The 12,312-nt window shown below is 33.1% G+C and carries 11 protein-coding genes; 8 read left to right on the plus strand and 3 right to left on the minus strand.

Annotated elements, in window-relative coordinates; translation table 11 throughout:
* Position 1 precedes the first annotated feature (1 nt).
* Positions 2-1,255: an aspartate kinase gene (locus tag Q0921_RS15765; protein WP_299258517.1), complete on the minus strand. Its 1,254-nt coding sequence runs from the start codon at positions 1,253-1,255 to the stop codon at positions 2-4.
* 44 nt (positions 1,256-1,299) lie between these two features.
* Positions 1,300-1,779 (minus strand): GNAT family N-acetyltransferase, encoded by a 480-nt coding sequence (locus Q0921_RS15770; protein WP_299258519.1) that lies wholly within the window; start codon positions 1,777-1,779, stop codon positions 1,300-1,302.
* Between the two features lie 176 nt (positions 1,780-1,955).
* Between Q0921_RS15770 and fbp the strand changes: the two genes are divergently transcribed.
* The 5 genes from fbp to Q0921_RS15795 all read left to right on the plus strand — a co-directional run bounded on the left by fbp (position 1,956) and on the right by Q0921_RS15795 (position 6,494).
* The gene (gene fbp / locus Q0921_RS15775; protein ID WP_299258521.1) at positions 1,956-2,963 is read left to right on the plus strand and encodes a class 1 fructose-bisphosphatase; all 1,008 of its coding nucleotides are present in this window, start codon (positions 1,956-1,958) and stop codon (positions 2,961-2,963) included.
* Between the two features lie 314 nt (positions 2,964-3,277).
* Positions 3,278-3,631 (plus strand): fructose 1,6-bisphosphatase, encoded by a 354-nt coding sequence (locus Q0921_RS15780; RefSeq protein WP_299258523.1) that lies wholly within the window; start codon positions 3,278-3,280, stop codon positions 3,629-3,631.
* A 17-nt stretch (positions 3,632-3,648) separates the two neighbouring features.
* Positions 3,649-4,473, plus strand: coding sequence for a cell envelope biogenesis protein OmpA (locus Q0921_RS15785; protein WP_299258525.1), 825 nt, complete (start codon positions 3,649-3,651; stop codon positions 4,471-4,473).
* Positions 4,460-4,951, plus strand: a complete 492-nt coding sequence (locus Q0921_RS15790; RefSeq protein ID WP_299258527.1) for a Rab family GTPase — start codon at positions 4,460-4,462, stop codon at positions 4,949-4,951. Before Q0921_RS15785 ends, Q0921_RS15790 begins: the two co-directional genes overlap by 14 nt.
* Before the next feature lie 4 nt (positions 4,952-4,955).
* Positions 4,956-6,494 (plus strand): ATP-binding protein, encoded by a 1,539-nt coding sequence (locus Q0921_RS15795; protein ID WP_299258529.1) that lies wholly within the window; start codon positions 4,956-4,958, stop codon positions 6,492-6,494.
* 37 nt (positions 6,495-6,531) lie between these two features.
* On the opposite strand, the gene Q0921_RS15800 is transcribed toward Q0921_RS15795, so the two are convergent.
* Positions 6,532-6,963, minus strand: coding sequence for a TerB family tellurite resistance protein (locus tag Q0921_RS15800; protein ID WP_299259129.1), 432 nt, complete (start codon positions 6,961-6,963; stop codon positions 6,532-6,534).
* Positions 6,964-7,183: 220 nt separating this feature from the next.
* Between Q0921_RS15800 and Q0921_RS15805 the strand changes: the two genes are divergently transcribed.
* The 3 genes from Q0921_RS15805 to Q0921_RS15815 are packed head-to-tail and all read left to right on the plus strand — an operon-like array spanning position 7,184 to position 12,308.
* Positions 7,184-8,218, plus strand: a complete 1,035-nt coding sequence (locus tag Q0921_RS15805; RefSeq protein ID WP_299258530.1) for a ligase-associated DNA damage response exonuclease — start codon at positions 7,184-7,186, stop codon at positions 8,216-8,218.
* A complete protein-coding gene (locus Q0921_RS15810; protein WP_299258532.1) occupies positions 8,215-9,843 on the plus strand; it encodes an ATP-dependent DNA ligase in 1,629 nt (542 codons plus the stop codon). Before Q0921_RS15805 ends, Q0921_RS15810 begins: the two co-directional genes overlap by 4 nt.
* Positions 9,840-12,308 (plus strand): ligase-associated DNA damage response DEXH box helicase, encoded by a 2,469-nt coding sequence (locus Q0921_RS15815; RefSeq protein ID WP_299258534.1) that lies wholly within the window; start codon positions 9,840-9,842, stop codon positions 12,306-12,308. Before Q0921_RS15810 ends, Q0921_RS15815 begins: the two co-directional genes overlap by 4 nt.
* The last annotated feature ends 4 nt before the right edge of the window (positions 12,309-12,312 follow it).

Raw genomic sequence — 12,312 nt, forward strand, 5'->3', positions numbered from 1 at the left:
CTTACTGTTTTGCAATCATTTGATAGGTTTCTTTTGTACTTTGTTTAAGCAAAATATCCTTGTTTTCTTCTAAAGAATGTATTGCTTCCTCATCAAAGTGTCTAATCGTGTATAAGGAGACATTTTCTTCATATACAACGCTGAATTTTGCTTTTAAATGTGACAATAGTTTTTCGAAATTATTAAATTTATCATCTAGGCATACAGAAAAGCTTATTGCCGAATTCTGGATAAGATCTACTTTTAATTGATAGGCGTGGAAGAGGCTAAAAATTTCACTAATATTATCTTCTACAATGAAAGAAAAATCTAGTGAAGAAAGTGATAATAATATTTGATCTTTCTTTACAATAAAACAAGGTATGTGGGGGACCAATCTTAGCCCTTTTTTAACAGAAGTGCCATCATCTAATGGATTAATAAATGATTTAACATAAAGAGGAATCTCTTTTCGTTGTAATGGTTGTAAGGTTTTTGGGTGAATAACTGAAGCTCCATAAAAAGCCAATTCTATGGCTTCTTCATAAGAGATTTGTGAAAGTAACTTAGTATTCTCAAAAACTCTTGGATCTCCATTAAGTACTCCGGGAACATCTTTCCAGATAGATACACTATTAGCATTTGTACAATATGCAAAAATCCCAGCGCTGTAATCACTACCTTCTCTACCTAATGTAGTTGTAAAATTATTTGCATCGGATGCAATAAAACCTTGCGTAATTGTCAATCCTTTTTTATCTACCTTTTCCGTAATATTTTGTTGAGTCATCTCCCAGTTAACTGCTGCATCTCGATAGATATCATCTGTCTTAATAACCTCTCTGGCATCTAACCAATTATTAGTATATCCTGCTAATGACAGATACTCACTAACTACTGTTGTAGCAATTAATTCTCCGTAGCAAACTATTTGATCATATACGTAATCATACTGTACAGACTTATTTCTTTTTAGAGTGGTCTCCATATCCGAAATAAGCGAATTAACCTTCTCAAAAACTGGATGTTGTTTATTTTCGAAAAGATCCTTTAATATTTCGATATGATATTTCTTTATAAAATCTGTGGAGTTTTTAAGCTCTCGATTATTATTTAAGTAATGACTTACAACAATTTCTAAGGCATTTGTAGTTTTACCCATTGCAGAAACAATAATCAATATATCAGAATTACCTACTTTCTTTAATACTTCAATTACATTTTTTACTCCTTTAGCATCTTTTACAGATGCACCTCCAAACTTAAAAACTTTCATCTATAAAATAGTTTCATGATCAACTCAGACTCCAGAAATCAATATTAAATTTTCGAAACAAATTCATTTAATCCTTGTTCATCCATTTGTACAACTTGCCATCCTTCCAGAATTTTAGCACCACTTTTTAAGTAAAAATCAACTGCTGGCTTATTCCAATCTAAAACATTCCACTCTACTCTTCTTACTCCTTTTTCTTTTCCATATTGCATGACCCTTTTATATAACGCCATTCCTATACCAGTTCCTCGCATAGATTCTCTAACAATAAGATCCTCAAGGTGTACTGTTCTTCCTTTCCACGTAGAAAATCTAAAATATACTAATGCTAAACCTACAATTTCATCCTTTGTTTCGGCAACAAAGCAATGAAACAATGGTTGTGCTCCAAAACCATCTTTGATCAAATCTTTAACTGTTACATCTACAGCATCAGGTTCTTTTTCAAATATTGCTAATTCTTCTATAAGTGTTAGTACTTGCGGCATATCATCAGCCACAGCATCTCTAATTATATAATCCATAAGTCAAAAGTTTATCAAAACTATAAAATATGTATTAGAAACCAGACAATTTTACAATGTAATACTAATCTAATTTCAGTTTTTACAATTCTTGAAAAAGTTTAATAAATTAGGATGACGAAAACGTTATAGTTATCTAAAAAATAATACTTTTGCACAAAATCAACATAACCAAGATGGCAAAAAAAAACCAAACCTTAGGAGAGTTTATTATTGAAAACCAAAAAGATTTTCCATATGCAAGTGGAGAACTTTCTCGATTGATCAATTCAATTCGTTTGGCGGCAAAAATGGTAAACCACGAGGTAAACAAAGCTGGCTTGGTTGATATCACAGGAGCGATTGGCGAAACTAATGTGCAAGGAGAAGATCAACAAAAATTAGATGTTCTTGCTAATGAAACTTTTATCAATACGCTTACTAATCGAGAAATTGTCTGTGGGATCGCCTCTGAAGAGAATGATGATTTCATTACCATTAAAGGGCAAAAAAGTGATCACAGAAACAATTACGTTGTTCTCATGGATCCCTTGGATGGTAGTTCTAACATCGATGTTAATGTTTCGGTTGGAACGATCTTTTCGATTTACCGGAGAGTAACTCCAACAGGCACACCCGTGACTATTGAAGACTTCCTTCAACCTGGTAATTTACAGGTTGCTGCGGGTTATATAATTTATGGGACTTCAACCATGCTCGTATACACTACAGGACACGGTGTTAACGGTTTTACACTAAACCCAGCTTTAGGAACTTATTATTTATCACATCCTAATATGACATTTCCGCAGGATGGCAACATTTATTCGGTAAATGAAGGCAATTACATTCATTTCCCTCAAGGGATTAAAGATTATATAAAATACTGTCAAGAAGAAAAAGAAGACCGTCCATATACTTCTAGATATATTGGATCATTAGTAAGTGATATACACCGTAATATGATCAAAGGTGGGATTTACATGTATCCGAGTACATCTAAATCTCCTAATGGAAAACTTCGTTTATTATATGAATGTAATCCTATGGCTTTTATAGCAGAACAAGCAGGAGGATCGGCTACTGATGGATTCAGAAGAATTTTAGAGATCAAGCCAACAGAATTGCATGAGCGTACTCCTTTTATTTGTGGTAGTAAAAACATGGTAAAGAAAGTGAAATCTTTTATGAAAGTATCCGAATGATTTAGCCGAAGAACCCAACTGTTCTTTTTAGCACCATCTTTTCTATTTTGGATGAATCGACAAAAGGTGTTTACAAAAAAAAGAGTCCAAGATCCATTAAGTACTGTTATTTTTATTATCCTTGCACAATAGATGGTAAAAAAACCAAAAGAGTTCTCCCCTATACCCACTTTAAGCTCTACGGTTAAATAAACCTATTTTACTCGTCATAAAAGCAAACAACATTTAACATTATCGATGCATAACCCTTGTTTTTAATGTTTTTATGTTAAATTTACCTATAGCTCATAAAACAAAAACAAAAATTAACGAAAATGGCGAAAGAAAATAAGGCTATTGAAGAAAAAGTAGTAAACGATCCATCTTCAAAAATAGAAGCAATAAAGAACTTAATCTTCGGAGAAAATATCGCTGCTTATAATTCTGAATTTGATTCAGTAAAAAAAGATATTTCTTCTAAAAAAAAGGAGCTTGAAGATTTCATCCAAGATACTAGTAAAGAATTAAACCTGGCAATTGATAATCTTAGTACTGATATAAATATTAGAATTACAGAATTGGAGGACAATCTAACGGACAAGTTAGAAATGCTGGATGACAAAAAAGTGGATAGAAAAACATTAGGTGATCTCCTGATCGCAATGGGAGAGAAAATTAACAAGAAGTAATCTGTTTATCCAAGATTATGGAAGAGCAGGATAAACTTAAAATTCTCAAAGAACTTCTCCTTACTGAAGAGAAGGAGTATGCAGACTCCATTGCAAAAAAAGTTGATGAGCTAAGCAAAATTGTTCATCAAAAACAGGAACTTTCTCATAAGGTTGATCCTATCATAGATGACAAATTAGAACAATTTGTGCGAGAAATCCCTAAAACCCTTGGACCAACCATTACAGAAGCTTTAAAAGAAGAAATCAAGAACTCACAAGATGCTGTGGTCGAAGCTTTGTTTCCTATTATCGGTAAAATGATAAAGAAATATATTGCTCATGAAATGAAATTACTGAGTGAAAATATTAATAGAAAAACCCGACAGGCTTTCTCTTTTAAAAATTGGTTTAAAAGAACCAAAGCTAGAGCACAAGGAATTAGTGGTGGTGACTTAGTGATAACAGATTATGCAAAACCAAGATTAATCCAAATGTTTGTCATTGAAAAAGATTCTGGATTATTGATAGCAGACTACAGCCCATTATCCGAAAATACTGTGGACAAAGATATGGTTGCTGGAATGCTAACCGCTATTAAAAGCTTTGTAGAAGATGCTTTTCAGGGAGGAAATCAAAACCTCGAAACAATCGAATACGAGTTATATACTATTCACGTACAAAATTTTTATTCTTATTATATTGCCGCTGTTATTTCTGGCGCATATAATATGATGTTTAAAGAGGTATTAGAAGATCAAATTATTAATTTTGCTCAACATAATATTTCAAAGAGAGATCTAGAAAATAACGAGCTTTTTACCAAAAAATTAAAAAAACATTTTGAAGATGAAATTGTCTAAAAAAGTAGTGCTTTTAGGACACTTTGGTGTTGGAAAAACGTCCTTATTCAGACGTTTTGTCGACAACGAATTTTCTGAAGATTATAAAGTAACACTTGGTGTTCAAATAAAAAAGAAAGTGATTGAAATGCCCGATGGGCGTGAACTATCTATGATCATTTGGGACACTGAAGGTCACACTGAGATAGAAGATACGAGAAAATCATATCTATTAGGGTCTAATGCTTTTATTTATGTATTTGATCTGACCAGAATTGACACCTATAAGGATCTTAATAAAGATCTGGCGTATTTAGCTAAAAATCATCCAAAAGTAACGATTAAGGTTATAGGTAATAAATTAGATTTAGTGAACGAAAAGGAAACTTTATCAAAATTTAAGGAACAAAACATTGTTGTTGATTGTTTAACGAGTGCAAAAACTAATAAAAACGTTCAGGATTTCTTCTTAGATCTTGCAAATGAAATAACTGCCTAGTATTATGACATATCAAGAAGAAAGGTTGCTATTTAATCAAAAAACACAATGCACCGTAGTTCATCATGATGGAAAAATTAAGGAAACCGATGCGAATATCTTCAAGTGGAAAGTTGGAACTTCTATCTATGATGCACATCCTTTTTTTGAAATATTAAATAGCTTCATCGAGATATTCGAAAAAGAAGAAACTACTTATAGTTTCCCTTGTATTCATCTAGAAGATGAAAAAATTGAAAAAATTTGTGATATAACTCTAAAGGTAAACGCTCAGGAAGTTATCATTCTTTTATTCGATTATTCCACAAAATATCATGAGCTTAATAAGATAGCTCAGCAGAAAAACGAATCCATACTTAAGAGTAAAGAATTAGAACTCAAAAATCAATACCTTCTTGAAAAAGAGAAATTTAAAAATAGTTTTATTTCTAATATAAATCATGAAATAAGAACTCCCTTAACAAGTATTTTAGGGTTTGTCGAAGTATTAGAGAAAACAAAGCTTAGTTTTGAGCAAGAAGAATTAGCCAGAATTATAAAAAGACAGAGTCTTCATCTCAACTCCTTGATTGAAGATATGGTTGATATTGCTAAGATAGAATCCGGTAAAATAAAAATTGTGGACGAACGATTTTTATTTATCAATCTTATGGAAGGTTTTAAGGAAACCTATTCTAAACTAGCTGAAGATAAAGGAATACAATTCGAAACATATATTGATCCCAACATTCAGGAATATCTTATCGGAGATAGAACTCGTGTATTTCAGATTTTAAACAACATCCTTAATAATGCTTTTAAGTTTACCGAAGAAGGGAAAATAAGTCTTTCGGTCACTAAAAATTATCAACGCACCAACAAATTAAGTATTAATTTTAAGATTGAAGATACTGGATTAGGAATACAGGCAGAAAACCTAGAAAACATTTTTGAAAGATTTACACGTTTTAATGAGGATAAACAGGTTTCTGGCACAGGATTAGGTTTAGCAATTGTAAAAGATTTGGTGGATCTACTAAGGGGAGAAATTAAAGTAACTAGTCAACCAGATCAAGGAACCACTTTTGATATTAAACTCCCTTTTAAATTTGAAATCACAAAATCTGCCCCTGAAAAGAAAAAGAAAAAATACAGTTTACCAGAATCTAAGAAAAAATTCAGAATCCTTGTTGTAGAGGATGAAGAATCAACTCAATTTTTAATCATGAAAGTACTTATTAGCCATGGTAGTTTCTTTGTTGATGTAGCTATTAATGGAGAAGAGGCCGTCAGCTATCTAGAAAGAAGAAATTATGATCTGGTCTTAATGGATTTAAAACTTTCTAAAGTAGATGGGTATCAAGCGACACATATAATAAGAAACAACTATGGGGATAAGGTAATTTCTGAGGTTCCGATTATTGGATTTACTGCAAAAGCTACAGAAGCTGAGCGGGACAAATGTCTTCGATCTGGAATGGATGACTTTATTACCAAACCATTTGAGCAAGAAGACTTAATCTATAAAATAGTTAAACAAATAGCTAAAAAAGCCGCTTTATAAAGCGGCTTTTTTTATATAATTTATTAAAACGATAAAATTATCGATTCATTTTTTTAATCTCGTCTGAAAAAGCATCTCCATCTGCACCTTGATCAACTAATGAAAGTGCTTTATCGACCACTTGCTTAACAGTATCCGGATCAAAACCTAATCCAATACATAATTTTTCTAATAACACTACTTGATTATCACCTTTTATATGATCCGCATATACCATTCTAGATAAATCAAACAACCTTTCTAATCTTACATCATAACTCGTAGGAGGATTAATCGGATGTGTATTATAATCCTTTAATATTTCTTTATAATCGTTATCAGAAATACTAAGATTTCGAGCTAATCGATCTAAAAAAGCTTTCTCATCATCAGTTATTACCCCATCACTCATAGCTACCTTTACAATAGCAGCAAAATGATCTTGATTTCGTTTTTGAAAACCACTATCAAATAAATCAGATATAGACATCATTTACTTTTTTTTAATTTGGCGCAAATATAACTAAACTCTACACCTTTTAAAATTTAAAATACCAGATTTTTATAATCAAAGTACATTAATCGTGTATTCCTTGAGAATGACTAATATTCGTAAAGTCAAAAAAGTAAAACAGTTACTAATATTTTCAAAAACACACATGGTAATAAAATCTAATCCTTAACTTTCTGATGTTATTTTAATTCTAAATATGATTATAAGTAAAAAACCTTTACTAGAATTCACTAAAAAGGGTATTTACTGTGCTGAAGCCGATGTATTTCTAGATCCCTGGAAACCTGTAGACAAAGCTATTATTACTCACGGACATTCGGATCATAGTCGATGGGGGCATAAACAATATATTACCCATCACACCAATATTCCAATCATTAAACATCGATTAGGAGACATCAAAGTTATTGGAAAAAAGTATGGAGAGGTATTCGTAATAAATAATGTGAAATTTAGTTTTCATCCTGCTGGACATATCATCGGGAGCTCACAAATAAGAGTTGAACATAAAGGAGAAGTCTGGGTCTTCACTGGAGATTACAAAATAGAAGATGATGGCGTTTCCGTTCCCTTTGAACCCATAAAATGTAATACATTTATTACAGAATGTACTTTTGGATTACCAGCGTTTAAATGGATTCCTCAGAAAGAGGTTTTCGAAAATATTAACCAATGGTGGGTAGAAAATAAAGATGAAGGTAAAACCTCTATCCTCTTCGGATATTCTCTCGGAAAAGCACAAAGATTATTAAAAAATCTAAACCCTGAGATTGGTAAGATTTATACACACGGTGCTATCGAGAATATGACAAATGTTATACGGCCAATGATAGATTTTCCAGAAACTACCTTAATCACAAAAGAAACTAAAAAAGAAGAGCTTCTAGGAAATATAGTTCTAGCCCCTCCAAGTACACATGGCGGTACTTGGATAAGGAAAATGGTTCCTTATGTAACAGCATCAGCTAGCGGATGGATGACGTTTAGAGGTGCTCGCCGAAGAAGAGCTATTGATAAAGGATTTGTGCTTTCGGATCATTGTGATTGGGATGGATTATTAACTGCTGTAAAAGAAACTGGAGCTACCAAAATTATAAGCACTCATGGATATACCGAAATATTCTCTAAATATCTTCGAGAAATTGGTTATGACGCTCGAACAGAGAAAACTCAATATGAAGGAGAGCTCGCTGAAATGGAATCTAAAAAAGAAAGTGAGGTAGTTGAATGAAGCAATTTGCAAATCTTGTCAAAACTTTAGATAGTACCAACAAAACCACCTTAAAAGTCAATGCTTTAGCATCCTATTTTGAACAAGCACCAGAAGACGATAAAGTTTGGACTATTGCTATACTCTCACATCGTAGACCTCCAAGACCTGTAAATACAACTTTGCTAAGAACATGGGCTTCCGAATTAGCAAATATCCCGCTTTGGTTATTTGAAGAATCATATCATATTGTAGGAGATCTGGCAGAAACTATAGCGTTAGTAATTCCTGCATCAAAAGAAAGTTCTACAAAGACACTTACACAATTTCTAGAAGAGATGATCGCTCTTAAGAGGCAATCCGAAGAAGAAAAAAAGACATATTTGCTAAAAAACTGGAAAGTACTTAACTATTATGAACGCTTTGTATTCACCAAACTAATTACTGGTGGATTCCGGATTGGCGTAAGTCAAAAATTAATGACTCGTGCTTTATCTAAAGCCACACAAATTGATGAAGATATTTTAGCCTATAAATTAATGGGGAACTGGGATCCTAATACCATTTCATTTCAGGATTTAATTTTAGAAGAAAAAGAATCTGACTTTCTATCAAAACCATACCCCTTCTACCTTGCCTATGCAGTAGAAAATGAAGTTTCGAACTTAGGGGATGTAGACGATTGGTACGCCGAACATAAATGGGACGGTATTAGAGCACAAGTTATTATACGAAACAATGAACTATTTACTTGGAGTCGTGGCGAAGAATTGGTAACGGACAAATATCCTGAATTTCAGAAGTTTTTAAATATCATACCCAACGGAACTGTATTAGATGGTGAAATCTTACCTTTCCCTAAAGGAGAAATTGGAACTTTTAATGATTTACAAACTAGAATTGGTAGAAAAACAGTTTCTAAAAATTTACTCGAAAAAACTCCTGTAATCTTAAAAGCATATGATCTTTTAGAATGGAAAGGAAAAGATATTAGAAAACTTCCTTTTTCCGAGCGTCGAGAATTATTAGAAAAACTGTTTAGGGGCACTTTTCATTCTGGATTTAATCCAGAATCCAAGATACCGATGCATCTTTCAGAAAAAATGATATTCACTTCTTGGGAGGATGTAGCCAAAGAACGTGAACGATCTCGAGAGCTACATTCTGAAGGTTTAATGCTAAAAAGAAAAGATTCTCCTTATTTAGTTGGTCGTAAAAAAGGAGATTGGTGGAAATGGAAAGTAGATCCCTTAACTATAGATGCAGTGCTAACCTATGCAATGCGCGGACACGGTCGTAGGTCAAATCTTTTTACAGATTATACTTTTGCCCTTTGGAATGAAGAAAAAACAGAGTTAGTCACTTTTGCGAAGGCTTATTCTGGCCTCACCGATGCCGAATTCAGAAAAACAGATAAGTTTATAAAAGCAAACACTTTAGAACGTTTTGGCCCCGTAAGAAGTGTAACTCCCGAGTTAGTTTTTGAAATTGCTTTTGAAGGAATCGCACTATCTAAAAGACATAAAAGTGGTATTGCTACTCGTTTTCCAAGAATTCTGAGATGGCGACAGGATAAAAAAATAGAAGAAGCGAATACTTTAGAGGACTTAAAAGCTTTAATTCCTAATTTAAAGAAAGGATCATGACGCAAAAAGAACTCTTCAATATTGCAGAATCCTGGTTTCAAGAACAAAATTGGAAATCCTTTCCGTTTCAGAAACAAAGTTGGAAAGCATTTCTGCAAGGAAAACATGGATTGTTAAATGCTCCAACAGGAAGCGGAAAAACATATGCGCTTTGGATTCCTATAGTTTTAAACTACATAAAAAGTAATCCCGATTATCAAACTAAACATAAAAAAGGACTTAAAGCCATTTGGATCACACCATTACGTGCATTATCTCAAGAAATCAAACAAGCAACAGAAAGATTTGCTGAAAATTTAGGCACACAATTAACTGTTGGAATCAGAACAGGTGATACTTCTCAAAAAGAACGAGCGGCACAAAAGAGATCCATGCCGGATTTGTTAATTACTACACCTGAGAGTTTACAACTACTTTTAGCATCAAAGGGATATGACAAAACCTTTAAAGACTGTACCGCTGTTATTATTGATGAATGGCATGAATTGTTAGGAACCAAAAGAGGTGTCCAAATTGAATTGGCATTATCAAGACTAAAAACAATTTCTGAAAATCTTAGAATTTGGGGAATTTCCGCAACTATTGGTAATCTAGAACAAGCTCGTGAAGTGCTGTTAGGACATCGATCAGATGCTTTAGAGAACTCCATATTAATTAAAGCAAATATCAAAAAGAAAATTAAGGTAAAAAGTATCATCCCTAAAGAAATGGAAACTTTTCCCTGGCGGGGACACTTAGGAATTCATTTATTAGATGAAGTTATACCTATTATCAAAAGAAGTAAAACCACCTTACTTTTCACAAATACACGGAGTCAATGCGAAATCTGGTTTCAGAAAATACTACAAAAATATCCAGAATTTGCCGGAGAAATGGCCATGCATCATGGGAGTATCAACAAAGAAACACGTCTTTGGGTGGAGCAAGCTATTCGCAATGAATCCTTAAAAGCAGTGGTATGTACTTCAAGTTTGGATCTTGGTGTTGATTTTGCTCCGGTAGAAACGATCATCCAGATCGGAGGGCCTAAAGGAGTGGCTCGATTTTTACAACGAGCAGGTCGTAGCGGACATCAACCTGGTAAAACGAGTGTAATTTATTTTTTGCCAACACACGCCATTGAATTAATTGAAGCTTCTGCTTTACAACAGGCTGTAAAGCATAATACAGTCGAAGATCGTATTCCATACCTTAACAGTTATGATGTGCTCATTCAATACCTTACTACACTTGCTGTTTCTGATGGATTTTATCCAGCAACTATTTATAAAGAAATCAAAAGTACATTTTGTTATCAGGCTATTTCTGAAGATGATTGGAGATGGATACTAAATTTTATAACCATAGGTAGTCAAAGCTTGCAAAGCTATGATGAGTATAAAAAAGTAGAAATCCTTGAAAATGGTTTATTCAAAGTAAATAATAGAGGTATCGCTATGAGACATCGTCTACAGATCGGAACCATTGTTAGTGATGCAGTTTTAACCGTTAAATATATTAAAGGAGGATATATAGGGAGTATTGAAGAATGGTTTATCTCTAAACTCAATCCGGGAGATATCTTTACCTTTGCAGGAAGAAATTTAGAACTAATACGCATCAAAGAAATGCAGGTTTTAGTCAGAAAATCTTCCAAAAAGACTTCAAAAGTGCCTAGTTGGATGGGCGGTAGATTGACGCTAACATCACAAATGTCTGAAATGCTTCGTGATGAATTGTATAAAGCCTCTTCTAGTGACATAGCAACTAAATCAACAGAATTAAAGGCACTTTCGCATATATTCGAGAAACAACAGGAAGAAAGTATCATTCCGGGATCTGATGAATTTCTGATCGAAACGTTTAAAACGCGAGAAGGATACCACGCTATCTTTTACCCTTTTGAAGGTAGATTCGTTCACGAAGCCTTAGGAAGTTTATTAGCCTATAGAATCAGCCTCCTATTTCCTATTTCTTTTTCTATAGCATTTAATGATTATGGTTTTGAATTACTATCAAATCAAGAAATTGATATGCAACAGGTAATTGATAACGATCTTTTTGCTACCGATCATATGCATAATGATCTTCAAAAAAGTCTGAATGCTACAGAAATGGCAAGACGTAAATTTAGAGATATCGCAGTAATATCAGGAATGGTGTTTACCGGATATCCAGATAAAATGCTAAAAAGCAAACATCTACAATCCAGCTCACAACTACTATTCAATGTATTTAGAGATTACGAACCTGAAAACCTGTTATATCAACAAGCTTTTATTGAAACCTTCGAACATCAATTAGAAGAAGGAAGATTACAAAAAGCCTTAGAAAGAATTGAGCAGCAATCCATTATATGGAAACCTTGTAAAAAAGCTACTCCTTTTTCATTTCCTATTATTACAGATCGATTACGAGAAAAATTATCAAGCGAAAAACTTGAAGATCGTATTAAAAAGATGGTAGCTTTGTTATCTAAAAAATAGGAAG

Origin of the sequence: uncultured Aquimarina sp. (assembly GCF_947496855.1) — a bacterium.
Classification (GTDB): Bacteria; Bacteroidota; Bacteroidia; order Flavobacteriales; family Flavobacteriaceae; genus Aquimarina.